The organism is Candidatus Falkowbacteria bacterium, assembly GCA_016699775.1.
Taxonomy (GTDB): Bacteria; Patescibacteriota; Patescibacteriia; order Patescibacteriales; family Patescibacteriaceae; genus Patescibacterium; species Patescibacterium danicum.
This window is the reverse complement of sequence record CP065010.1, coordinates 291,393-315,446: the sequence shown is the minus strand read 5'-3', so window position 1 is coordinate 315,446 and position 24,054 is coordinate 291,393. Positions and strand designations below refer to the sequence as shown.

20 protein-coding genes are annotated in these 24,054 nt (G+C 36.5%); 8 read left to right on the top strand and 12 right to left on the bottom strand.

The annotated features are described in order from the left end of the window. Nucleotides 1-149 precede the first annotated feature (149 nt). The 3 genes from IPN41_01595 to IPN41_01585 are packed head-to-tail and all read left to right on the top strand — an operon-like array spanning nucleotide 150 to nucleotide 3,629. Complete coding sequence (locus IPN41_01595) at nucleotides 150-1,556, top strand: DEAD/DEAH box helicase (protein ID QQS60649.1); 1,407 nt, start codon at nucleotides 150-152, stop codon at nucleotides 1,554-1,556. A 3-nt stretch (nucleotides 1,557-1,559) separates the two neighbouring features. Then, a complete protein-coding gene (gene msrA / locus IPN41_01590; protein QQS60648.1) occupies nucleotides 1,560-2,126 on the top strand; it encodes a peptide-methionine (S)-S-oxide reductase MsrA in 567 nt (188 codons plus the stop codon). 33 nt (nucleotides 2,127-2,159) lie between these two features. Further along, nucleotides 2,160-3,629, top strand: coding sequence for a fibrobacter succinogenes major paralogous domain-containing protein (locus IPN41_01585; protein QQS60647.1), 1,470 nt, complete (start codon nucleotides 2,160-2,162; stop codon nucleotides 3,627-3,629). A 31-nt stretch (nucleotides 3,630-3,660) separates the two neighbouring features. Here IPN41_01585 and IPN41_01580 read toward each other — a convergent pair whose 3' ends face one another. Next, nucleotides 3,661-4,308 carry a hypothetical protein gene (locus IPN41_01580; protein QQS60646.1) on the bottom strand — a complete coding sequence of 216 codons (648 nt, stop codon included), beginning with the start codon at nucleotides 4,306-4,308 and terminating at the stop codon, nucleotides 3,661-3,663. Between the two features lie 453 nt (nucleotides 4,309-4,761). Here IPN41_01580 and IPN41_01575 point away from each other — a divergent pair, with 453 nt between their 5' ends. Further along, nucleotides 4,762-5,199: a D-tyrosyl-tRNA(Tyr) deacylase gene (locus IPN41_01575; GenBank protein ID QQS60645.1), complete on the top strand. Its 438-nt coding sequence runs from the start codon at nucleotides 4,762-4,764 to the stop codon at nucleotides 5,197-5,199. A 51-nt stretch (nucleotides 5,200-5,250) separates the two neighbouring features. Here the strand turns inward: IPN41_01575 and IPN41_01570 are convergent, their stop codons facing one another. From IPN41_01570 to IPN41_01550, 5 genes are all read right to left on the bottom strand, one after another. Next, nucleotides 5,251-5,862, bottom strand: a complete 612-nt coding sequence (locus IPN41_01570; protein QQS60644.1) for a nucleoside-diphosphate kinase — start codon at nucleotides 5,860-5,862, stop codon at nucleotides 5,251-5,253. A 111-nt stretch (nucleotides 5,863-5,973) separates the two neighbouring features. Continuing rightward, nucleotides 5,974-6,837, bottom strand: a complete 864-nt coding sequence (locus IPN41_01565; GenBank protein ID QQS60643.1) for an MBL fold metallo-hydrolase — start codon at nucleotides 6,835-6,837, stop codon at nucleotides 5,974-5,976. Between the two features lie 9 nt (nucleotides 6,838-6,846). Then, nucleotides 6,847-7,170, bottom strand: a complete 324-nt coding sequence (gene trxA, locus IPN41_01560; GenBank protein QQS60642.1) for a thioredoxin — start codon at nucleotides 7,168-7,170, stop codon at nucleotides 6,847-6,849. A 102-nt stretch (nucleotides 7,171-7,272) separates the two neighbouring features. Next, nucleotides 7,273-7,644: a hypothetical protein gene (locus IPN41_01555; protein ID QQS60641.1), complete on the bottom strand. Its 372-nt coding sequence runs from the start codon at nucleotides 7,642-7,644 to the stop codon at nucleotides 7,273-7,275. Continuing rightward, complete coding sequence (locus tag IPN41_01550; protein QQS60640.1) at nucleotides 7,622-8,509, bottom strand: GIY-YIG nuclease family protein; 888 nt, start codon at nucleotides 8,507-8,509, stop codon at nucleotides 7,622-7,624. Before IPN41_01550 ends, IPN41_01555 begins: the two co-directional genes overlap by 23 nt. Nucleotides 8,510-8,690: 181 nt before the next feature. On the opposite strand from IPN41_01550, the gene IPN41_01545 reads away from it, so the two are divergent. Continuing rightward, nucleotides 8,691-9,872: a hypothetical protein gene (locus tag IPN41_01545; GenBank protein ID QQS60639.1), complete on the top strand. Its 1,182-nt coding sequence runs from the start codon at nucleotides 8,691-8,693 to the stop codon at nucleotides 9,870-9,872. Nucleotides 9,873-9,923: 51 nt separating this feature from the next. On the opposite strand, the gene IPN41_01540 is transcribed toward IPN41_01545, so the two are convergent. The 4 genes from IPN41_01540 to tyrS all read right to left on the bottom strand — a co-directional run bounded on the left by IPN41_01540 (nucleotide 9,924) and on the right by tyrS (nucleotide 14,427). Then, nucleotides 9,924-10,142, bottom strand: coding sequence for a hypothetical protein (locus tag IPN41_01540; GenBank protein QQS60638.1), 219 nt, complete (start codon nucleotides 10,140-10,142; stop codon nucleotides 9,924-9,926). Nucleotides 10,143-10,311: 169 nt separating this feature from the next. Next, a complete protein-coding gene (locus IPN41_01535; protein QQS60637.1) occupies nucleotides 10,312-10,593 on the bottom strand; it encodes a hypothetical protein in 282 nt (93 codons plus the stop codon). A gap of 913 nt (nucleotides 10,594-11,506) precedes the next feature. Beyond that, complete coding sequence (gene argS, locus IPN41_01530; GenBank protein QQS60636.1) at nucleotides 11,507-13,216, bottom strand: arginine--tRNA ligase; 1,710 nt, start codon at nucleotides 13,214-13,216, stop codon at nucleotides 11,507-11,509. A 5-nt stretch (nucleotides 13,217-13,221) separates the two neighbouring features. Continuing rightward, a complete protein-coding gene (gene tyrS, locus IPN41_01525) occupies nucleotides 13,222-14,427 on the bottom strand; it encodes a tyrosine--tRNA ligase (GenBank protein QQS60635.1) in 1,206 nt (401 codons plus the stop codon). Between the two features lie 256 nt (nucleotides 14,428-14,683). Between tyrS and IPN41_01520 the strand changes: the two genes are divergently transcribed. Then, nucleotides 14,684-17,353, top strand: a complete 2,670-nt coding sequence (locus IPN41_01520; protein ID QQS60634.1) for a ribonucleoside-diphosphate reductase subunit alpha — start codon at nucleotides 14,684-14,686, stop codon at nucleotides 17,351-17,353. Between the two features lie 123 nt (nucleotides 17,354-17,476). Next, complete coding sequence (locus IPN41_01515) at nucleotides 17,477-18,472, top strand: ribonucleotide-diphosphate reductase subunit beta (protein QQS60633.1); 996 nt, start codon at nucleotides 17,477-17,479, stop codon at nucleotides 18,470-18,472. A gap of 925 nt (nucleotides 18,473-19,397) precedes the next feature. Here the strand turns inward: IPN41_01515 and IPN41_01510 are convergent. Then, the gene (locus IPN41_01510; GenBank protein ID QQS60632.1) at nucleotides 19,398-22,043 is read right to left on the bottom strand and encodes a valine--tRNA ligase; all 2,646 of its coding nucleotides are present in this window, start codon (nucleotides 22,041-22,043) and stop codon (nucleotides 19,398-19,400) included. Between the two features lie 89 nt (nucleotides 22,044-22,132). Between IPN41_01510 and hisS the strand changes: the two genes are divergently transcribed. Continuing rightward, complete coding sequence (gene hisS / locus IPN41_01505) at nucleotides 22,133-23,413, top strand: histidine--tRNA ligase (protein ID QQS60631.1); 1,281 nt, start codon at nucleotides 22,133-22,135, stop codon at nucleotides 23,411-23,413. Between the two features lie 64 nt (nucleotides 23,414-23,477). Here hisS and IPN41_01500 read toward each other — a convergent pair whose 3' ends face one another. Next, nucleotides 23,478-24,023 (bottom strand): hypothetical protein, encoded by a 546-nt coding sequence (locus IPN41_01500; GenBank protein QQS60630.1) that lies wholly within the window; start codon nucleotides 24,021-24,023, stop codon nucleotides 23,478-23,480. Nucleotides 24,024-24,054 lie beyond the last annotated feature (31 nt).

Sequence of the window (24,054 nt, the reverse complement as noted above, 5' to 3'; positions counted from 1 at the left end):
GAGCTGTGGGAGCAAAAACCAACTATTTTTTTGTATTACCAGATGTACTATATAAATAGTATACCTCAGAATCAAAATATACAAAAATTGCCTTTATACCCCACTACCCCTATACTAAATAGGTAACTTTAGACAAATAACTATATTCTATGAACCAGCCCTCTAACGGGTTTGCCGGTCTCGGCATTGCTCCAAAACTCCTTGATGTTTTAATAAAAAATAAATTTACAGCCCCAACCCCAATCCAACAGCAATCAATCCCCTTTGGTATTGAAGGTAAGGATATAATTGGTATTGCCCAAACTGGCACAGGCAAAACCTTAGCCTTTGGTATTCCTATGCTACAAAGATTAGCCCGTGATGGTGGGCAAGGTTTAGTGGTGGTTCCAACTCGTGAACTTGCAGTTCAGGTTGACGAATCACTACAAAAAATTGGACGTTCCTTTGGTTTAAAAACCGCTGTTTTAATTGGTGGAGAAAACTTTGATCGCCAACTTCGACGTCTAAAAGCCAAAGCACATATTATCATCGCCACTCCAGGCAGACTCATTGACCACATGGAACGCCGAACAGTAAAACTAGAAACCACAGCGATTCTAGTCTTAGATGAAGCTGATCGTATGCTTGATATGGGTTTTATGCCTCAAATTAAAATAATTTTAGAAAAACTACCAAAGAAACGTCAAACAATGCTTTTCTCCGCCACAATGCCAACACGTATTGTTGCCCTCGCCGCCTCGCATATGCAACTACCAATTAGAGTTGAAGTTGCGCCGGCTGGCAGTGCTAGCAAAAATGTTACTCAAGAATTATTTTTTGTTGAAAAAGCAAATAAAATATCAGTCCTGGAAACTGTTTTGGCTGAATATCGTGGCAGTGTCTTGGTCTTTACTCGAACAAAACATGAGGCCAAAAAAATTGCCAAATTTCTGAAAACCGCTGGCCATAAATCAGCCGAAATTCACTCTAATAGATCTCTTGGTCAACGTCGTGAAGCTTTGGAAGGTTTTAAAGTTGGTCGCTATCGTGTATTAGTTGCCACTGATATTGCGGCCAGAGGTATTGATGTCAAAGGCATTGAACTGGTTATTAACTATGACTTACCAGAAAATGCCGAAGACTATGTTCATCGCATTGGCCGAACGGGACGCGCTGAATCAGCCGGTCATGCAATTTCTTTTGCAATGCCTCATCAACAAAATGACGTAAAAAATATTGAACGACTTATAAAAAAATCATTACCTGTTCGTAAAGGAACCAAGGGCACGATTGACGCACCGGCCCCCCGTCCTTCATCCCCTAGTCATTCACGATCAAACTTTTCCAGAAATCGTCGTCCGGCACCAAGAAATTCCAAACCTAATCCAGGTGGTAATTTCCGCTCTACTAGAGCACCATACTCTTCTCAACCATCAACTTCACCTTCATCCCTTGCGGTATCAAAGAAATTCCATTCAAATTCTCGTTCAAGCGCTTCAGGTAATTCATTTCAAAAAAATCGATCTACTAATAAACCTACTCAAGGAAAATTCCATTCAAAACGTAGATCATTCTAAAATATGCCTCATCTAGAAAAAACCACTGACACTATTACATTAGCTGGCGGTTGTTTTTGGTGTCTGGAGGCAATTTTTAAAAGAATCAAGGGAGTAATTTCTGTCATTTCTGGGTATACCGGTGGAACAACAACCCACCCAACCTATGATGCAGTGTGTAGTGGAAAAACAGGGCATGCTGAGGCCATTCAGATAACCTATGACACAACAATTATCACCTTACAGGAATTATTAGATATCTTTTGGAAACTTCATGATCCAACAACTGTAAATCAACAAGGCGCAGACATTGGCACCCAATATCGTTCAGCGGTTTTTTATAACAGTGATGAAGAAAAAAGCATCATCCTTGAAACAAAAAGTCTGCTAGAAAAATCAGGAATCTATCCGCATCCTTTTGTGACAGAGGTTTCAAAACTCTCTACTTTCTACCCAGCCGAAACCTATCATCAAGACTATTATAATCAAAATCAGAATCAAGGTTATTGTCGCCTTGTCATAGATCCAAAAATCAAAAAATTATATAAAGATTATACAGATAAAATTAAACCCGATTTTAATTCTTTTTGATACCAAAAAGGACTATGTTATACTATATATACTATGAATTCATTCCTAAAAAATAAAAAAATATTTACCTTCAAAAATATTTACGCTTTTACTCTAGTTGAGATAATGGTTGTCGTTTTGATTATTGTAATTATTGCTTCTTTGGCTATGGTTAGCTATACCAGCATTCGAGTAAAATCCCGAGATGTTAGGCGTATATCAAATATTAATACTTTGCAGACGGCCTTAAATGCGTATTATAAAGATCATGGAGTTTTCCCAACCAGTATTACTCCCGGCCAACCGTTACGAAATAGTTCAAATAACATCGTTTATCTTGATGAAGTCCCCTCAAACCCACAGCCAAGAACCGATCATAATTGCCCAGATTCAGAATTTATATATAAAGTAGCTACTGACCAACAATCATACTCACTCTCCGGCTGTGTTGGCGCTGATGGTGATCCTAATAAAGGAAAACTAATTTATAGCACCAAAGAAGGTATTTTCCACTGCGGTGACAAAATTACGGACAGAGATGGTTTTGAATATAAGACTGTTAGCATTGGTAATCAATGTTGGATGGCGGAGAATTTGAGGACGAGAACATTACCAAATGGCACTTGTATTAATACGCAAAAGCGCTGTGCTGGAACCCCAAGAATCTGTGAAAAAGATGCAAATTGCAATATAGGGAGTGGTGGCCCTGAAGTATGTATTAATTATAACCAAACAATGACAACATCAGATTGCACCTGGTTATTCAACGGGGTTAAATATGCATCTTCATCAAGGGCTGATGGGCTTGATTGTATTAGTACCTCAGGTACAGGCACACAAGGCGCTAAAGCAGACTGTGATGCTGGAAGAACCTTATATTCTCCTTATGAAGCTCTTCAATGTCAAAATAACACTCAAAGTTACGCTCTTGGTGGCTGTCCAGTAACTACTGAGACAGATGTAATGTGTTGTGCAAAGAAACCCGGCAGTGGACCTTATTTGAGTCCTACAGGTGAATGGAAAAGTAATCAAAATGTCCAAGGATTATGCCCAGATGGCTGGCATATTCCAACTGATCAAGAATTTTCAATTTTAGAAACCTATCTAGCTAATTCACTTCCTTGTGATCCACAACGCAATGAAAGTTATCAATGCCAAGGAGCTGGAAAAAAATTAAAAGTTAATGAATCATCAGGCTTTAATGCGGAATTGACTGGAAGAAGATTAGGAATCAATGACGGCGCATCATGCCTACTCCTTGTGCTACCTCCAAGCTACTATGAATTCCCTGTTCTTACAGCATGCTCATCACATCCACCTTTTCCAACAAATACAAAATTTAACAATTATGGCAGCTACGCTTCTTTTATTACTTCTAATTTAGTGAGCAGAGTAGATGGTGGTACTGCTTATCCAGATTCAATAATTGTTAGAGAAATTAGTTCATCCAGTGATGGGATCTCCCGAGGTTCAAAAAATATTTCAGGTGGCAGAGCTTACTCCGTCCGTTGCATCAAAGACTAAATTTAATAAAATAAAATAAAGCCGACTCTACTTAAACGAATCGGCTTTTGTTATATAAACTTGGGAACTTAAAATTACTTTCTTGCTGGTAGGCAACTTGCAATTCATGATCAATTTCTTCGTAAAAATTTCTGCAATTAGAATTTTTTTCAAGAAATTTAAGCTCCCGATCATTGATATCAAAATATACTGCATCAACTCCTCCTTGATATGAGACAATTTTTTTAGCTAACGAGCTAAAATTTCCCATACTTTTAATCATAGAAAAGTTAACACCGAGAATCGAAAACTTTGAATATTTCTCTTTAATTAACTCAAATCGACGGGGGCTTAACCATGGATCGGCCCAAGCTGTCTTGAACAAAATTCCATCGCAATCTGGAACACCTTTATAAATATTTCCTGCATACGAAGGAAAATTTTGCTGTAATCTTTTTATATTCCTAATTTTCCCTGGTTTTAACTCAAGGCAAATTATATTATCTTCCTTCCTAATACATTTCGAGAAAACAAGATTTATCTCATCCTTAGTTAGCCTGCTTTGCGATTTCAAAAGATCCACTTTGAAATTATTGCGCTTTAGTTCGAAAATACCAGGAGTGGTTGAAAGGATGTTAACTGAAAACAGTTTTGCGTCAACTCCCTCTCTGGTAAAAACAAATAACGGTATTTTTCCCATTTCAATTTTTTTTTAATTTACTGGAAATTTTTTGTATATCTTAATAGAAAAAACTAATTCTGTCAATTTGGTAAAAAAATACTGTGGCCAAATTAGAGACCACAGCATATATCCTTGTTTGTTTGATTTATTTATTTCTTTTTTGGTTATTTTCCCTTTTTGGGGGATTCTTCTTTCCGCTATCAGATCCAAACCTACTGATTGTAGATCCCATCGCACGGATTTCGTTGTGATTTCTTGGCCCTTTCCAACAATTGTTTCCTAATCCATTCCCATTTCCTTTAGTTTTAGGAATTAGATCATTAAATTTTCCTTTGACACGATCACGATTAGAGGAACCCATCACTACTCCTTAATTTTTATTTTATGAATATTTCTTAAGATTCCACAATACCACAGAATAATAAAAAGCACAAGTGGTATTTCTTAATATATGCTGTAATATAAATAAATATGAGAACGGTTATTCAACGTGTTACAAATGCCTCTGTCAGAAGTGAGGGGGAAAAAATTGGATCAATTAAGTCCGGTCTTGTGGTTTTTTTAGCTATTCATAAAAATGACACCGAAGAAATGATTGATAAATTAGCTGATAAGATCTCTAGGCTTAGAATTTTTGAGGATAATAACAGAAAGCTTAATCTTTCAATTATTGATACTGGCGGGGAAATCCTGGTTGTCTCGCAATTTACGTTATATGCTGATTGTAACCAAGGAAACCGCCCAAGTTTTACTGATGCAGCTGACCCAGCAAAAGCTGAGAAATATTATGAAAAATTTATTCAAGCCTTACAAGCAAAAAATATTTCTGTGGTGACTGGAAAATTCAAAACCAACATGCAAATTTCATTAATTAATGACGGTCCAGTTACTATTATTCTTGATTTATAAAACATAAAACCCGGAGAATAAACCGGGCTTTATATTTTTTTTACTAATATTTTATTCTTTCACTCCATCAAAATCTATGTCATATAAAATTTGCTCTTGAGCTAGTTTATATGACAGAAGCTCTTCTGGCTTAAACCATATCTCAATTTCCTGATTAGCTTCTTCAACTGTACCAGAAGCATGCATTAAATTACGTATGCTTCGGCTATCAGTATCAGCTGCTGAGTATGAGTCCAATGTGTAATCACCACGAATTGTACCAACGTCTGATGTCAAAGGTTCGGTACCGCCAACTATTTTCCTTACCAAGGGAACAGAGTGGCTTCCCTCCAACACCATTGCTACTACAGGCCCCGCGGATAAATAACGAGAGTTAGCTTTCAAGACTGCTTCACCATTATCCCGATTAGTTGCATATGGGGAAACCTGTCCATTCTTTTCATACGCTGCTCGTGCTTTTGCGCCAACCGCTTCAAGCCAAGCTTCGCCACCAATCTTATAATAATGATCTGTGGCCATTTCTTTTGTAGGCTTTAAGAATTTCATTGCTACCATTTTTAAACCTACTCTTTCAAAACGTGAAATAATTTCACCAATCAATGAGCGTTGGACTCCATCTGGTTTAATAATAACTAAGGTTCGTTCGTGTTTAAGATGAGACATAATAAAAAGTTAAAAAGTAATAAAGCTATAAAGTTCGTAAAGTAAATATATTGATACATAAAAACCTTATGAACTTTATTACTTTATAACTTTATACTAATTTAGGCAAGTCTACTGATATATAGTCTGGCCATCAGTATTAATATGGATTGTACCTTCAAGGTCAGTTCTTCGTACTGTAATACCTAGTCTTTCAAAACGCTTTAGGGTTCTTGGAGAAGGATGACCATAACTATTTTCTACTCCATTACTTACCAAAACCAGCTCGGGGTCTACAGCCTTAACAAAGGGCTCGCTGGAGCTTGTATCGGACCCATGGTGACCGGCTTTTAATATATCTGCCTCTAAGTTCAAGCCTGAAGCTAGTAACTCTTTTTCCTCGGCTTCTTCAGCATCTCCGGTTAATAACAATTTAACTTCTTTATAAACCATTTTCATAACTATTGAACTATTATTAATATTGCTCATTCGTCGAGCTTTAAAACTACTTTGTGGATATAGTATTTCTAATCGAACATCATCAAAGGCAATAGTTTCGGTTTGCTCAACAAGAATCAAGGGAATCTGTTTATTAGAAATTATTTCTAAAAAATGTTTATAGCTATTACTTGATGCCATAACACCGGTTATCATCACGGCACCAACTTGATAACGATCAAGGACGGAAATCAAACCAGCCAAGTGATCTTCGTGCGGATGAGTTAAAACAATTACATCAATAGTTCTCTCCCAAAAAGGTAGCTCTTCACCAAGTCGTCGTAAAACCTTTTTATCAGGTCCACCATCTACCAAAATAACTTGGCCATTCGGGGCTTCAAGTAAAATTGCATCACCTTGGCCAATATCCAAAACACTAATTTCTAATAATCTAGTATCTGGATACAGTCGCCAAGCCGCTAGCAATGTAGCGGTTATAATAATACAAAAAACGGCGGTCGCTACGACCGCTCGTTTCGCCCTCCTTGATTGCGTCATAGACAAATATTAGACATGTTTAGTCAAACTCTGGACTAATGTTTCTTTTTCCTGAACCCCAGTAAATCTTTCAGTAGGTTGTCCATTACGGAAAATAATAATTGTTGGGATACTCATAATTCCAAATTGACTAGCAATTTCCATAGCATTTTCTGTGTTCAACTTACCAATAACAGCCTTTTCCGCAACTTCTTCCGAGACTTCATCAACAATTGGTCCTTGAATCTGACAAGGTCCACACCAACTGGCAAAAAAATCTACTAAAACTGGCTTATTTTTTGAAGCTTCAATTACCTCGGAGTTAAAATTTTCTTGAGTAAATTCTTGAGTCATATTTTTTTCTATCATCCCGAATAAGCCAAACAAATAAGCACGATCCAGGATTAATTAGTTAATAAAAATTTAAGGTCCCTAGATTATATCATTCTCTAGAAATTATGCCAAGAACTGTTTGCTTCTAATTTTTCGATGATATGTAATGGCAAAGCGATGAGCTTCATCTCGGACACGCTTAATTAAATGAAGAGCAGCTGAGGCTAATGGCAATTTCAAGGGCTGAGATTCGCCTGGAAAATATAGCTTATCCGGCGCTTTCGCACTACGAAGTCCTTCACCCTTGGTTATCCCTACTAAACTAATTTGTAATTTATGACGTTTAAGAATTTTAACAGCCACATTTAATTGCGCTTTCCCACCGTCAATAATAATTAAATCTGGTAAGGGCCAATCATTATTAAAGCGTCGCTCAAGCATTTCTTCAAGCATCCAGACATCACCCTTTTTTCTACTGACTTTTGTCTGGCTCACCATCTCGAAAAACTACCATTGAACCAACTGCTGCTGAGCCAAAAATATTAGAAATATCATAGCCTTCAATGCGATCCGGTACTTTTGGTAATCCCATTACTTTTGCAAGTTCAACTGTATCTGAAGCATATTTTTCCGCTACACTTAATACTTTAGTGTTTTCTAATACTTTTTCCATGTGTTTAATATAATAATCACGCTTTATGGCTTCTTCTACTTTCCCCTTTTTTTCTAAGGCTAATTTTTCTTTTTTCCATTGTCTAATAACACTTTGCTTTTTACCTTCAAAAAATAAAATTAAGGGCTTAATGACGAAGTCCATATATTCTTTGTGACTCACCTTTCCAGCACAAGGCCCAAGACAACGATTAATTTGATAATAAAAACAAGGTTTTTTTTGAATACGTCGCATACTGCAATATGGCCAAATATGTCGCAAAGCTTTAATAGTTTCTCTAACGGCCAAAGAATTAACAAAGGGGCCAAAGTAGCGACCTGATTTACCAATCGTGCGAGTTAAAAATACTCCTGGAATTTCATCTTCCAAAGAAATATGAACGTAATAAAATCGTTTGTCATCACGTAAATCAACGTTATAATAGGGCTGGTATTTTTTAACTAAATTAGCTTCAAGTAATAAAGCTTCAATTTCACTATCAGTCTCAATCCATTCAATTCGAGCAATTTCCTTAACCATCTTGGCTTTGGCAGGTGTATGATTTGTACCAAGACGCCAATATGATAAAACACGACTACGTAAATCAACCGCCTTGCCAATATAAATCAACTTCCCTTCTTTATTATAATATTGATAGGAACCACTTTGTTTGGGAATATTTAATTGTTTGATGTCGTTGAGGGTCATTTTTTTGCCATTCCCGCTGCCTGCCTGCCGGCAGGCAGGCGTGGACGGGAACCTAGGTTAATATCCTATATAATACCTAATAGTCTTTAATATCTAGAATACTAACATAGAAAATCAACCTTGCCACTTGCTCAAAACCAAATCTTTGGATACACTATTTTTATACTAATTTATACATATTATGCCTACCATCTACGAAACACCACATCTAAAACGTCACAACTATACCACCTCTCTTGATGAACAAACTCAATTAATAGAGAATCTGAAAAAACGAGGTGATAAGGAAAGTGAACGTTTATTGCGTTATTTAGAGCTACCTGATTTAACTCGCTTAGAAGGTAACCCGGTAAAAGCCATTACTGAGCGAGTGCTAAACCTACCAAGTCTAAAAAATCTTGATATTATAGAAACCCCAGAAATTATTACCTCTGAGCTAGTATTTGATTTATTTAATTTTCCAAAAGATCATCCAGCCCGAAGTCGTAGCGACACATATTATGTTGATGAAACGCATATCTTGCGACCACATACTAGTTTAATGTGGAAATACTATTTGGAAATTCCTGAAGTTCTTAAGCAACTTGAAGAACATGGTTCAATTGGTACGCTCTGCTATGGAAAGGTATATCGCAAAGATGAAATTGACTGGCAACACACAAACGTTTTGCATCACATTGATGGTCTGTTTATTATTCGTCGTGATATTAAAAATCTAGAACAGCCTGATTTAGAAGCAATTCTAACTGAAGTCGCGAAATCTCTATTTGGTAACGACGTTGTTGGTCGTTTTAATGTTGAGCATTATCCTTACACTGACCCAAGTTTAGAAATGGAAATTGCCTGGAATGAAAAATGGGTAGAAATTCTTGGAGCCGGAATTGTTCATAATCAAGTGATGAGCAATCTTGGACTTGATCCTGAAAAATATGTTGGTTGGGCCTTTGGTTTTGGCGCTGATCGACTAGCCATGATTAAAATGAAAATTCCCGATATTCGCTTACTTCGTTCAACTGATGAGCGAGTACTCAAACAATTATCTAATCTCGATAACGAATACCAAGCAGTAAGTAAATACCCTTCAATTATTCGAGATATTTCCTTTATTGTTGATAAAAATAGCTTTAATCTTAACCGATATTATGAAGTAGTGAGAGAAATTGCTGGCGAAGATTTTGTTGAAGAGGTAAAGCTTTTGGATGAATTTGAGAATGAAGCCAAGTTTGGTAAAGATAAAAAAAGCTATACCTTCCGAACAGTGTATAGACATTTAGATAGAACCCTAACCAACGAAGAAGTTGATGCCAGACACAAAAAACTCGAGCAAGTTACTTTGGAGACGTTTGGTGGAACCATTCGATAACTAAAACTTTAACGACCACAAAATATACATCCTTGGAGGGTTTGTTTTTTATTATGATACGGGAATTAAAAAATGATCCGCTTCATGTTCATTAATGACCTTACCAGCTTTTAGAACAGAAACTAATGTCCTAAAATCTTTAGTATCAACTTTTGCGGAAAGTTGTTTTTCTATATCGTTAAACCTGCCATCGTGATAGGACAAAGAATTCTCTATTCTTTTAAACCCTTCGTTCATTTGACTAAGTAACTGTTCAAAACGCTGGTCCATTTTATCGAATCGCTCTTCAATCTTATCAAAGCGCCCCCCCCCCCCCCCCCCCCCCCCCCCCCCCCCCCCCCCCGGGCCGCCCCCCCTTTTCCGAACCCCCCCCCCCCCCCCCCCGGGCCCCCCCCCCAAAAAACCACCCCCCCCCCCCCCCCCCCCCGGGGGACAAATTTTACACCCACCCCCCCCCCCCCCCCCCCAAGGCGGACCAAATTTTAACCAAACCCCCCCCCACCCCCCCCAACCGGGGAACCAAGAATTCAAAACGCTCATCAACCTTCTCGAAACGTTGATGCATTGTTTCAAAACGTTGATTAATCTTAACAAATTGATCATCAATGATATCAAAACGTTGATGAACAGTATCAAACTGATCATCCAGTCTATTGAGTTCTACTTTTATATCGTCAACCAGCGCCATATGCTCTTCTTTCGTAACAAATGTATTTTTCATATCTCAGCTCTTAATTTAGTAAGCGGAGAGTGATGATATTTTATCAAAAATAATAACCTCAATCAAGGGGTAAATTTCCTAAGTTTTTTAAATAATTTTCATTCCTTTAAATAATAATTCTTTAAACATTTCTAGTAGTTCCATATATCGTTGTTCAATTATTACTTTCATGCTCTCACAAATTAAGAATTAATATGGAGAGATTTAGATATTATAAAATACAAAAAAATATTACTATCAAGATCAGAATTTTCTAGAAAATAAAAATCCCAGATGTATTTACAATACACTGGGATAAATAAAATGGAGCAAATTTGAAAGAACGAATGAAAGAACGAATGGATCTGGATCTGAAACAAAATCAGAAGCGGCAGTGCTAAAAAAACGATGGGCGAGAAAGAATTTTGTAGAAAATCTTATCTTCTACTTCATCAAAATCAATGATGTCAATAACAATATCATGATCATCATTAATAAGTAGCTCACCCTTCCATATAACCGAAAAAATATAGCTATCCCTCTTCATCAAGTCTATATTACATGCAGAAAAAACTGCTGTCCCAAACAAGTTACTCTTGGGTGTTTTTTCTTCATACCAAGCATTTTGTGTTATTACTGTATTCCCACATAGAACCTTATCTTCAAAATATTTGATCGCTTCTCGGGGATCTCTATATATTCTTTTTACTTTCTCAGCTATTTCCTTGCCTGGTAGGACTACCAGAACATTTGAGAGACATCGTAAAATAAACTGAGTTAGAAAAAAAAATTCTTTTTGTTTTCAATCTTTCTCCTTTCTTTAGATTTTATAGAACAATAAAAAATTAATATTTAACCTTAAAATACTATATAAAATACAAAATGTCAAATTTTTTCCTAAAAAACTAAGAATTTATTGCTTTTCAATAAATTCTTACATTTCATCCACTGTTTCAACCCCAAGTAAACCTAAGCCTCTTTTAATAACTAGCCCCACTGTTTCGGATAGATCTAGACGTGCTTTAGCTAAACCAAGAGCAATCGTTGCATCATTCAAAATCGGAACTTCGTGATAATATTCATTAAATAATTGTGCTAACTCATATAAATAACGAGCAACTTCTGAAGGTTGATATGAAACTCCGGCTGTCATAACAATTTCTGAGAAATGTCCAAGTTTCAAAACCAGATCTTTTTCCTTTTTCGCCTGCAACCCCGATAAATCACTTTTTGCAGAACCCACTTCTGGACTAACTTTTTTTTGCAAGCTCTTAATACGAGCATACGTATATTGTAGGTACGCCGCAGTATAACCATCAAAACGCAGAGCTTTTTCCATGTCAAAAGTAATAACTTTTTCACCACTAACTTTTACCATCTCAAATTTCAGAGCCCCAAAAGCCAAGACTCTAGATACTGCTTCAATCTTTTCTTTATTCCAATCAGCATGACGTTGGACAATTTCCTCAGTAGTTTTACGCAATGCCTCTTCTTTCAAGTCTTCATACGAAATAATATTACCACTTCGTGAGGACATCATTCCCGAAGGTAATTTCACAAATTCATACGGCAAGTGAGCAAGTTTCGCTTTTAAACAAGCTAATTCCAGAACTTTAAACATTTGATGCAAATATTGACCCTGACGAATATCAACCACCCACAATGATGTATCAAGTTTATATTTTTTTACTTTATGAATTGTTAAAGCAAAATCTGCCACTGGGTACAGTGCTGTTCCATCAGAACGAATCACAACTAATACTCCTAAATTATATTTTTCCAAGTCAGCAATGATTGCCCCTTGGCTTTCAATTAAAATTCCCTCGTTCTTAAATTTTTCTACCATTTTCAAGCCATCGGCAATATAATCATTTTCATAAAAAGTAGTTTCAAAATTAACCCCGAGTTCTTTATTAATAGCTACAAATTGATCAAGACTCCACTGACGAGTTTTTTTCCATAATTCATAGGTCTCTCCTGTTCGACTTTCAATTGCTTTCATGACCTTACCTACCTCAACCTTAGCTTCGGCATTACTTTCCATTGCTTTAACTGCATCGGCATATATTTGTCCCAAAAAATAACCTTTATTTCCTATTGGCTCTTCTGGATGAGTATTCAAATAATACCACAACGTCTTAGCCACATGAATTCCAAAATCATTAATATATGAAACCGGAATTGAGGTATAGCCATTAGCGGCTAAAATCCGATTAACTGCATCACCAAAAGCAATATTTCGTAAGTGTCCAACATGATATTCTTTATGAGTATTACCATTCGCATATTCAAGCATTACGCGCTTTTTTTTGCCCAAGGTATTACTACCATATTGTAAACCTTGTTTTTGAATTTCTTTGATAATATCGCCTATCACTGAAATTGCTAGGGTAATATTTACATAAGGGCCAGCAACACTACTATTCTCAATAAGTTTATCAGCCACAAGACCTTCAACAATCTTCTGTGCCATCATCACTGGGTTTTGATTAAATTCTTTGCCAATGGCAAAACAAGGTAAGCTTAAATCACCTAATTTTGAATCTGGTGGCACAACAAAAGAAGAAGATATCACAATCTTCTTTTTAAGGATCTTGTTAACCCTCTCAGCTAATTCCTCTTTTATATGATCAAGAACGTACATTCGTCTTAGCTCTTAATAATTTTTCTAAATTCTCTTTTACCTTTTTGAATTACTGTTCCTTCCTTATTAACAGACACAGTATAATTTGCATCTTTTATAACGTCACCATTTACTTTAATCCCCCCTTGTTCAATTAAACGTCTGGCATCACCTTTTGAAGATGATAATTTTGTTTCTATAAGAATCTCAACAATATTACTTGCCTTTACAATAATTATTGGCATTTCTTCTGGTGTCTCACCTTTTTGAAACATTTTCACAAAAGCAGCTTCTGCTATGATAGCTTTTTTCTTCCCATGATAAATACTGGTTATTTCTCTTGCCAAACGCATCTTAAAATCACGTGGATTAAGGCTAGTATTTTCTAGCCGTTTTTGAATCTCTTTAACTTCCTCCCAGCTTAACTTTGTACATAGTTCAAAAGCTGACGACAAAACACCATCTGGCCAGGTCATTATTTTCCCATACATATCTTCTGGACTAGCATCAAGATTAACTACATTTCCTTCAGTCTTACCCATTTTTTTACCTTGAGCATCAACGAGTAATTTATTAGTAACAACAAATTTTTCTTTGCCTTGTATAGACTTCATTAAGTCACGCCCTGCCAACATGTTAAAGGTCTGGTCATTTCCACCAACCTCACCATCAACTTCAAGAGCCACACTGTCATAACCTTGAACCAAAGGATACAAAAACTCATGTAAATAAATTGGTTTCTCTTCCTTTAATCTTTCTTGAAACATATCACGCACCATCATCTGCTGAACCGTGAAATTAGCCGCTAGGCGAATAAAAGCTTCGACCGACATCTTATCATAGATCTTACTATTAGCAGTCACCACGGCAGTGTTACGGCCACTAAACGATAACCAAGCAGCAGCTTGCTTCTTATACACTTTTGCATTGGCTGTGACAGTCAGACGATCAAGTTGTTGCCGTGCAGACTTTTTTTCCGTTGGGTCACCAATCATTCCTGTAAAGTCACCAATTAAAAATATAATTTTATGTCCCAAAGCTTGAAGTTGGGCTAACTTTGCTAACTGAATAGCGTTCCCAATATGCAACGAAGAAGCTGAGGCATCAAAGCCACCATAAAAAGTAAGTTGTTTACCAGAACGCAACGCTTTTTCCAAAGCCTCACGACTTGGATAAATGCGCTCAACGCCACGGTTTAAAAATTCTTCAATTAATTTTGAGTCTAAAGTCATACAATCTAAAACTAACAATTAAATTTATTCGGTAATTTTGTCAACTCTTGTCTAAACAAGTGATTTTTCAGTCAAATTAAGTATAAACTTTGAACTAAAAAATGTCTAGCTAAAACTTAAAAATTGCCAGCTGTGTATAAGTTAATTTTTTTTCTAAACTCAGCGGAAATTTCCGGTTCTTGTTTGGGTATACTATATATAGTATACTAGAGAACACTGCGACACAATATGTTGAGGTCGCCTAATCCCTTTGCTTATGAGTCTAACAATCACCCACCGCGACGGAAGTCGCGAACCCTTTGATGCGGATCGAATTAACCGCGCCATTGAACAAGCCTGTTATGGCCTTACCAATCCAACGGCAAAAATTACCCAAATCGCCTCGGAAACTCAATTAACACTTTATGATGGCATTACAACAACTGAACTAGATCAAGCGGTCATTAATACAACGGTTCAAAACATCCAAGAAGATATAGAATTTGACCGCGTAGCCGTTCGCTTACGTTTAAAAACTGTTTATAAAAAAATTCTTGGAGATTATGAAACTCCTGATGAGGTTAGAGACCTTCACCGACAAGGTTTTATTCACTATATTACATCAGGAATTGAACTTGGACTATTAAACCCAGAGTTAAAAGAACTTTTTGATTTAGAATTACTATCTCAAGCCCTTGATCTGGATAGAGATGAACTTTTGACCTACACCGGACTAGGTACAATGTCAAAACGTTATCTTTTACGAGATCGTGAGCATAATTTAATTGAAACGCCACAATATTTTTGGATGCGAATTGCCATGGGGCTTGCCTTAACAGAAAAAAATCCAACCGAAATTGCTCTTCGTTTCTACGCTAAGATGTCCGCTTTAGAATATATCCCAGGCGGATCAACTAACATTGCTGCTGGTACTAAAATTCCAAGACTATCCAACTGCTATTTAATGGATATGGAAGATGATATAGATCATATTGGTAAAACTGTAGCCGATGTTATGCGTCTTTCCAAGGCAACAGGTGGAATTGGTTTATCAGTCACAAAATTACGAGCCAGCGGATCTCCCATCTCAACCAATAACACTTTCTCATCCGGACCAATCCCCTTTCTTCATATTATTGACTCAACTATCCGAGCGATTTCTCGTGCTGGGAAAAAAATGGGTGCCTTATGTTTCTATATGGAGAACTGGCACATTGATTTTAGTGAATTTTTAGACCTAAAACAAAATGCTGGTGATGAATATCGTCGCACCCGAACTGCCAATACAGCCGTCTATATCTCTGACGAATTTATGAAACGAGTCAAAAATAGAGATTGGTGGTATTTATTTGATCCAAAAGACACTCCGTTATTAATTGAAAGCTATGGCGCTGAGTTTAGTAAAAACTATAGTGATTATATTGCCATGGCTGAGCGAGGTGAAATAAAACGCTTTAAGAAAATGCGTGCTGATGAACAATTTCGCGCAATTATTGTTTCCCTGCAAACTACCTCTCACCCTTGGTTAACCTGGAAAGATACAATTAATGTTCGAGCTCTGAATAATAACACCGGTATTATTCATTGTTCAAACCTCTGCACCGAGATTACCTTGCCTCAAGATCGAGATAATGTCTCTGTCTGTAATCTCCTCTCAATTAACCTGGCACGACATCTTAAAGAAGGCCGTGTTGATTGGAAAAAACTGGCTGAAAGCACCCGCTTGGGAATCAGACAACTTGATAATTTAGTAGATATAAATCAACCACCAATTCCCGAAGCAAAAAACTTTGATACGCATAATCGCGCTCTTGGTATGGGCTATATGGGCTTTGCGGATATGATTGAACAACTTGGCTTGCCATATGGCAGTCAAGAAGCCTTTGAATTAGCAGATCGAGTATCAGAATTTATCAGCTATCATGCGATTGATGAAAGTGCCAATTTGGCTCAAGAAAAAGGTAGCTATGCGAATTTCGCTGGCTCTGGTTGGTCAAAAGGCTATGTACCAGTTGATACTGTTAAACAATTAGAAGAAAACCGTCAAGAAACAATTACAGTTGAGCAAGGCATATTTTCTCTAGAACTTGATTGGAATAAACTACGAGAAAAGGTCAAGCAAGGCATGCGTAACGCCACACTCTTGGCTATTGCCCCAACAGCTAATATCGGTTTAGTAGCCGGAACTTCACCAGGCATTGATCCTCGTTTTGCTCAAATGTTTTCCCGTAATACATTATCCGGTAAATATTTAGAAATAAACTTTAATTTAGTAAGAGATCTAAAACGGATTGGACTTTGGGAAAAATGTAAAGAGCAAATCCTTGGGAACTACGGTGACATAACTTCTATTGAAGGAGTACCTGACCATCTAAAAGAAGTCTATAAAACATCATTCTCAATTGCACCGCAAGCCTTTATAGAAGTAGCAGCTCGCGCCCAAAAATGGGTTGATCAAGCTATTAGCCGAAATATGTATCTGGAAACTCGTGATACTGAAGAAATTATGAAAATTTATGTAACTGCTTGGGAGAAAGGACTAAAAACGACTTACTATTTACACATGAAACCACGTCATAACGCTGAGCAAAGCACGGTTAAAGTTAATAAAGCAAATACTATTGGAAAAAGAGGTTTTGGGGCTCTATTTAATCAAATGACTACGAATGAACCAGCCGCTGTTCAAATCCCCCTTCAATCACCAGTTGAAATACCAATAATTAATAATTTCTCTGTCACAACTCCAGAAACAATTACCGTTGCCAATAATGAACCAAGTGATGAACGTATTTCAGATAAAAAAATACTCAGTAATTCAACTTCCTTTCCGACCGACGAACCACAGCAATCCACGTCTAATTCCACTTCGTCAATCAATCAATCCCAAATTGGTAAAGCCTGTCCGGTTGACCCAATGGAACGATTGATGTGCGATAGTTGCCAATAATAGTAAAATGGTTTATAAAGTTATAAGGTTCATAAAGTATATTGTTATGAACTTCATACCTCATGAACCTCTTTAACTTTTTAACTTTATAACTTTAAGAACTTTATAACTAATTCTATTTCTATGTTGCTAGGAAAACCAATGAACGAAGACATGGTTCTTCACCCGATTAATTACCGCTGGGCCTATGATTTATATAATCAAGCAGTGGCCAATACCTGGTTCCCCCACGAAATCGCTTTAGGCGAAGATCTAGAAGATTGGAAAAAAATGACTGAAGACGAACGGCATGCCGTTAGTTTTTTGATGAGCTTCTTTAACCCAGCGGAATTAATTGTTAATCGATCTCTGGCTTTAGGCGTTTATCCCTATCTTCGTGCTCCAGAAACACACCTATATATCGCCAAACAAATGTGGGAGGAAGCAAACCATTGCTTAGCATTTGAATATGTTTTAGAAACTTTCCCGGTTGACCGAGAAAAGATCTTTAATCTTCACCTTGAAGTACCGTCAATGATCGCAAAAGAAAATTATATTACAAATTACTTGACTCGAATGACGGATGAACATCTTGATATTGAAAGTCCAGCTGGAAAAAAAGATTTTATCCGAAACCTGGTCGCTTTTAATATTGTAATGGAAGGAATTTGGTTTTATAGTGGCTTTATGGTGGCCTTAAGCTTTAGACAACGTAACCAACTGAAAAATTTTGGTTCAATGATTGATTGGGTTTTGCGTGATGAAAGTCTACATTTAAAATTTGGCATTAATCTTATCTTAACAATTCTGGAAGAAAATGCTGATTTGATTACCCCTGAATTTAGTCAAGAAATTCAAAATATTATTATTGAAGGTGTTAATTTGGAAACTGCTTATAATAAAGACCTATTCCCTAAAGGTATTCTTGGTCTGAATGCTGATTATGTTAATCAGTATGTACAATATGTGGCTGATCGTCGTTTAGAAGAGCTTGGTTTCCAACCATATTTCAAGGCTGATAATCCAGCAAAATGGATGGCTTCAGCAACCGATGTCTATGAATTGGTTAATTTCTTTGAAGCACAAAATACCAGCTATGAAGTTGATGCCAGGTCACATAGCCAAAAACCAAGAACATAAATAGATATTTTAGGCAACCTTATATATTCTCAAAAACCTCTAAATTTTTTTTGGGCTCCCCCCTTTTTTTTTTTTTTTTCGGGGGGATTCCCCCCCCGCGTTTTACAACAAATTTCCTCAGTATATTTATTAGTTTTGTATAACGCTTGCCCTCCTCCCCCCCCCCCCCCCCCCCTCGCTCGATCAACCAACATTTTAACTCTCCCTCTTCCCCCCCTTTTTTTACACCATTTTGTCATAGAAATTCCTCTTAGTCAAGTTAGGTCTAACGCAAAAAACCCTCCAATAGAGGGTTTTTTGTTTCCAAATTAAAAACTATTTACGCTTTGCAGCTTTACGCTTTGCAGGCTTGCGCTTTGGAGCAGCTTTCTTTTTAGGAGCAGCTTTACGCTTTGGAGCAGCCTTACGAGCTGGTCGCTTTGCAGCTTTCTTTTTCTTGATAGGCATAGTGTCACCCCCTTTCATAGAAATGTTGGTGCGAGTAACCTCGCCTCTTTTTTTTCATTTCTAAATTAATTATACCACAAATTGACACCTTAAACAATAACTTTTATAAAAAAATAATAAGTATTATAGAAAAAAATATTTTTGCATAAACTTCTGTTAACTAAATTCAAAAACGTAGAGAAAAAATTTTTACATCTTATTTAAAATTAACTATATATATTATTAATTACTCAAAAACTGCAAACAATGTTTTTTTGGCTATTATTAAAAGAAAAATAAGCATATTTTTTTTTGTATTCACAATCTATATTATCAAATCAAAATTTAAAAAAAGAAAATACTGTTACTTATGTTTTAAAAAAATAATTAATAATAAAAAAAATAATTTCTTCTGCAGAAATTATCAAAAAAATGTAATGTAAGTTAAAAAGTAAATAAAAAGTTATCAACAGGTAAATTTTATGTGCGTTATTTTTTACTAATCCAAAACTAATCGTTGATCAGACAATTTTTTTAAAATTATTTTATATTCAACTAACTTATTTTCTTCACTAGCAATAATTTCTGCTGGCGCTTTGTCTTTAAATTCAATGTTAGATAATTTTTTTTCTATAGATAGAATTCCATTTTTCACATACTCAATTTCTTTTTCTAAACGAATTTTTTCGGCAGCCGAATCAATTGGTGCTTCAATATATATTTCTATACCTTCCAGGGCAGCAAATAATGCATCCTGCGGAGCTTCTCCTTCGGCTCTAATTACAAGTTCACCCACACCTGTTTTAAGTGATGATATGAGATTTTCCGAATCTAATAATAGATTAGTATTAGATCCAGCATAGATTGTGGTTTTTAATTTAACTGCTGGTTCAAGACGATTCTCACTACGCAAGGTTCTAATCGCAGAAATCACTTTTTGAATTACTTCAAAATCTGTTTCAGCTTCTTGGTTTATGGGAAAAGTATCAGCTGTGGGCCATTCAGCTACCATTAACAACGATTCTCCAAAACTACCTTCTTTCCAAATTGTTTCCGTAACAAAAGGCATAAAGGGATGCCATAGTTTAAGAAGCGTTTCAAGAATCTTTGGTAGTAAATTTGCGGAGTTACCTTTTTTAAATTTTGTCACTTCCAAATACCAATCTGCTAAATCGGATAAGGTAAAAGATTGCAGGATTTCACCTGCCTCTGAAAACTCAAAATTTCTAATCTTTAATCCAACTTTCTCAATTGTTTTTTGTAGTCGAGACTGAATCCAACGATCAGCCAAGGTTTCATTTTTATTATTACTCTCAACTTCCTGACTTAAAATATACCGACTGATATTCCAAAGTTTATTTGTAAAATTTCTATAGCTACCAATCTTTTCTTTGCTTAATCGCACATCAACCCCAGGCGTATTACCAACCAACAAAGCCAAACGAACAGCATCTGTCCCATACTCATGACTAACTTCTAGAGGATCAATGCCATTACCTTTACTCTTGCTCATTTTTTTTCCCAAAGCATCCAAAACCATTCCATGTAAATAGACATTTTTAAAAGGAATCTCATCCAAAGCAAATAATGACATCATAATCATACGCGAGACCCAGAGCGTAATAATTTCATAACCTGTTTCAAGGACATCGGTTGGATGAAATTTAGCTAAGTCGCCTGTTTTATTCTCATCTTTAGAAACATGCCCTTGGCGCGCCGAAGCTTTAGCAGAGGTTGCCCAACCTAATGTGGAGAAAGTCCACATACCAGAAGAAAACCAGGTATCAAGAGTATCTGTGTCCTGTTTCCAATCATCTCCCTCTGGTGCTTGCAAGCCAACATATACTTCATCACCTCGATACCAAACTGGAATAGAGTGTCCAAACCAAATCTGACGACTAATACACCAATCACGTAAATTTTTCATCCAATCCTCATAACGCTTTTTAAAACGGTCAGGGGTAAAAGATATTTTTCCGGCCTCGGAAACTTCCAAAGCTTTGGCTTTTAATGACTTTCCGCCTAATTTTTCTAATGGTTTGCCAACTGCTACAAACCATTGTTTTGAAGGCAAGGGCTCAATTGGTGTTCCACAGCGATAACAAACAGAAAGATTATGTTCAGTCTCTTCTTCTTGACTAATGAGGTTCTGTTCACGTAAATGGGTAATAATTTTTTCTCGGGCTTCAATCACTGAAAGGTTAGAAAAATCCCCAAATTCCTTTTTTATTTTTCCAGTCTCGTCAATAACTTTAATAATCATTAGATTATTTTCCTCTGCCATCCGCCAATCAGTATGTGAATGAGCCGGAGTAACTCCCAAAGCACCAGTACCAAAACTCATATCAACTTCTCGATCCGCAATAATTTTTATAGTAAGAGCCTGACCACAAAAATCGCCAGAAAATTCTTGGCCAATATATTGCTTATAGCGATCATCGCTTGGATTAACTGCCACGGCTGTATCGCCTAATTTTGTTTCCGGACGAGTAGATGAGATTGCTATCGGAAAGTCAGGCCAATATTTAAAAGTATATAATACTGTCTTTTCAGTCTTATATTCAACTTCATCATCAGCCAAAGTTGATTGACAATGTGGGCACCAATTAACAATACGCTCACCACGATAGATTGCGCCTGCCTCATACATATCAACAAACATCTGACGAACAGCAGTTTGACGCTCTTCATCAAGCGTAAATGCTAAACGTGACCAATCAAGTGAAGCCCCAAAAGATTTAATCTGATTTATAATCGTGCTTTGGTTTTCCAGGGCAAAGGCTTTCACTCGTTTAAGAAATTCTTCGCGACCAAGGTCATGACGAGTTTTTCCTTCTTCTTTATAAATTTTTCGTTCCACCACAGTTTGGGTGGCAATGGCTGCATGATCTGTTCCCGGCACCCATAAAGTACGAAAACCCTGCATTCGGTGAAAACGAATTAATAAGTCTTGAATCGCCAACATTGAAGCATGTCCAAGGTGTAATCGATCAGTTACATTTGGTGGCGGTAAAATTATTGTATAGGCAGGCGCATTTTCAGGCAGGTCCAAATTATCTGGATTAAAAAAACCAGACTCTTGCCAGAGACGATTTATAGAGTCTTCATAATTTGCTGGATTATAGGCTTTTGGTAATTCAGGCATAGTCTTACCCTTACTTTACAGTAATTTTTAGGCTTTTGGCAAGCCTTAAAAATTGCGAAAATGTCTTATTTCAGATAAAATTAGACTATATGATTACACCAAAAACTCCACCTGGCTTTAATGAATTTTTACCAAAAGATCAATTAGCCTTTAACAAAATGCTGTCATTGATTGAAGGAGCCTATCAACGCTCTGGCTTTACTCCCTTGGAAACCTCAGCCTTAGAATTAGCGCCAGTCTTATTAGCCAAAGAAGGTGGCGAAACTGCCAAACAAGTCTATCGTTTTACTAAAGGCGAAACAGACTATGCCCTGCGTTTTGATTTAACTGTTCCTTTGGCTCGCTATGTGGCTGAGCATTATCATGAATTACCAATCCCATTTCGTCGCTATCAAATTCAAGAAGTGTGGCGAGCTGAAAAACCACAGGCCGGACGTTTCCGACAATTTTATCAATGTGATGTTGATATTGTCGGCAGTGATAGCGTGGCTGCCGACGCTGAAGTAATTATTGCTGCCGCTAATGCTTATAAAGCCTTGGGTTTAAAAAATATTGTATTTAAAATTAGTCATCGAGGTTTAATCGCTGGCTTTCTTGCTGACCGAAAATTAGATCGATTTACAACTGATGCTTTACGAACAATTGATAAAATGGATAAACTTTCTTCTGCTCAAATATCTGAAGAATTAAAAAACATTGGCTTGTCCACACAAGACAGTAAGGAGATACTTTCACTTGTTAACATCAAAGGAAGTGCTCAAGAGGTAGTAAAACAATTATCTGGTTTTTCTATTACTAATCTGGGCTTTACTCAAGGGCTAGAAAGACTTTCTGAACTTGCCAAGTTACTACAGGCTGGTGGTATGAAAACTTCTGAGTTTATATTTGATTTAAAAATTACTCGCGGTTTTGACTACTATACTGGTGTTGTCTTTGAGATGTTTCTGCCCAATGATAGACACAGTGTTGGCGGTGGCGGTCGATATGATAATCTAGTAGCAAACTACAGTAAAGAAAATTTATCTGGTGTTGGTACTTCAATTGGTGTTTCACGACTCTTTTCAGTGCTACAAGAAAAAAATGCTGGTCCTTCCACTCCCGCACAGGCTTTGATTGTAGTTTTCAGTGATGACCTCCTCCCCTATTGCTTCAAGGTAGCAAGTGAATTACGAAAGAATAATATTAATGTTGAAATCTATCCTGGTGCGACGAAAATGGCCAAGCAATTAAATTATGCAAATAAACTTGGCATTCCATTTGTTCTACTCTGCGGAGAAGATGAAGAAAAGAAGAATCAGGTGACGATTAAGGATATGAAAACCGGGAAGCAGAAAACAGTGGCACTGAGTAAAGTAGTCAAGGAACTATAAATATAAAAAGAAAAAAGGTGTATCTACAATCGTAAATACACCTTTTTGATTTCTGCTATTTTTTTCATTCTCTTTTAGAAAAACTTACATCATGAAAAACAATGATAACTTGTTCTTTCTGAAAACTTTTGAATATCCTTAGTGTTATATAACCACTGCTAATACACAGAAAATTTTCCTCTTCAACAGCGACTCCACTATTACATAAATTTGTTAAGTAACTGATATATACTTCATGATTTTTTATCAAGGTATCCTCTGCAAAAGAGAGGCTTTCTAAATATTTTTCCTTGATAAGAAATGGAGTATCCTTAAAAAAGATATACGTATGTCTATCATCGACAACGTATAATAATTTTTTTGGATTCATATTCAAGAAGATGATACGACCAGAAAGACTATCGTCAAAATGCCCATAGATAGTTTTATTTATTCCGACTCCGTCTTGTAAGAAGCCAAATTCTTGCGATTGTATCACTGTATCAACAATCACAATTTGGGTGTTTGCTTTCTGATTTAACATAAGCAACCCAAAAATTAAAATTACTGTTTTCAAGTTAAGCGGAATTCTTCTGCCGTTTATATCGAACAGCTCCACTATTTCACTCATTTTTTAATATGCTCCTTTCTTGGACTAAAAG

What these genes read in the sequence shown, in the direction of transcription:
- IPN41_01595 (QQS60649.1), top strand. Translation starts at nt 150, where the DNA reads ATGAACCAGCCCTCTAACGGGTTTGCCGGTCTCGGCATTGCTCCAAAA.
- msrA (QQS60648.1), top strand. Translation starts at nt 1,560, where the DNA reads ATGCCTCATCTAGAAAAAACCACTGACACTATTACATTAGCTGGCGGT.
- IPN41_01585 (QQS60647.1), top strand. Translation starts at nt 2,160, where the DNA reads ATGAATTCATTCCTAAAAAATAAAAAAATATTTACCTTCAAAAATATT.
- IPN41_01580 (QQS60646.1), bottom strand. Translation starts at nt 4,308, where the DNA reads ATGGGAAAAATACCGTTATTTGTTTTTACCAGAGAGGGAGTTGACGCA.
- IPN41_01575 (QQS60645.1), top strand. Translation starts at nt 4,762, where the DNA reads ATGAGAACGGTTATTCAACGTGTTACAAATGCCTCTGTCAGAAGTGAG.
- IPN41_01570 (QQS60644.1), bottom strand. Translation starts at nt 5,862, where the DNA reads ATGTCTCATCTTAAACACGAACGAACCTTAGTTATTATTAAACCAGAT.
- IPN41_01565 (QQS60643.1), bottom strand. Translation starts at nt 6,837, where the DNA reads ATGACGCAATCAAGGAGGGCGAAACGAGCGGTCGTAGCGACCGCCGTT.
- trxA (QQS60642.1), bottom strand. Translation starts at nt 7,170, where the DNA reads ATGACTCAAGAATTTACTCAAGAAAATTTTAACTCCGAGGTAATTGAA.
- IPN41_01550 (QQS60640.1), bottom strand. Translation starts at nt 8,509, where the DNA reads ATGACCCTCAACGACATCAAACAATTAAATATTCCCAAACAAAGTGGT.
- IPN41_01545 (QQS60639.1), top strand. Translation starts at nt 8,691, where the DNA reads ATGCCTACCATCTACGAAACACCACATCTAAAACGTCACAACTATACC.
- IPN41_01540 (QQS60638.1), bottom strand. Translation starts at nt 10,142, where the DNA reads ATGGACCAGCGTTTTGAACAGTTACTTAGTCAAATGAACGAAGGGTTT.
- IPN41_01535 (QQS60637.1), bottom strand. Translation starts at nt 10,593, where the DNA reads ATGAAAAATACATTTGTTACGAAAGAAGAGCATATGGCGCTGGTTGAC.
- argS (QQS60636.1), bottom strand. Translation starts at nt 13,216, where the DNA reads ATGTACGTTCTTGATCATATAAAAGAGGAATTAGCTGAGAGGGTTAAC.
- tyrS (QQS60635.1), bottom strand. Translation starts at nt 14,427, where the DNA reads ATGACTTTAGACTCAAAATTAATTGAAGAATTTTTAAACCGTGGCGTT.
- IPN41_01520 (QQS60634.1), top strand. Translation starts at nt 14,684, where the DNA reads ATGAGTCTAACAATCACCCACCGCGACGGAAGTCGCGAACCCTTTGAT.
- IPN41_01515 (QQS60633.1), top strand. Translation starts at nt 17,477, where the DNA reads ATGTTGCTAGGAAAACCAATGAACGAAGACATGGTTCTTCACCCGATT.
- IPN41_01510 (QQS60632.1), bottom strand. Translation starts at nt 22,043, where the DNA reads ATGCCTGAATTACCAAAAGCCTATAATCCAGCAAATTATGAAGACTCT.
- hisS (QQS60631.1), top strand. Translation starts at nt 22,133, where the DNA reads ATGATTACACCAAAAACTCCACCTGGCTTTAATGAATTTTTACCAAAA.
- IPN41_01500 (QQS60630.1), bottom strand. Translation starts at nt 24,023, where the DNA reads ATGAGTGAAATAGTGGAGCTGTTCGATATAAACGGCAGAAGAATTCCG.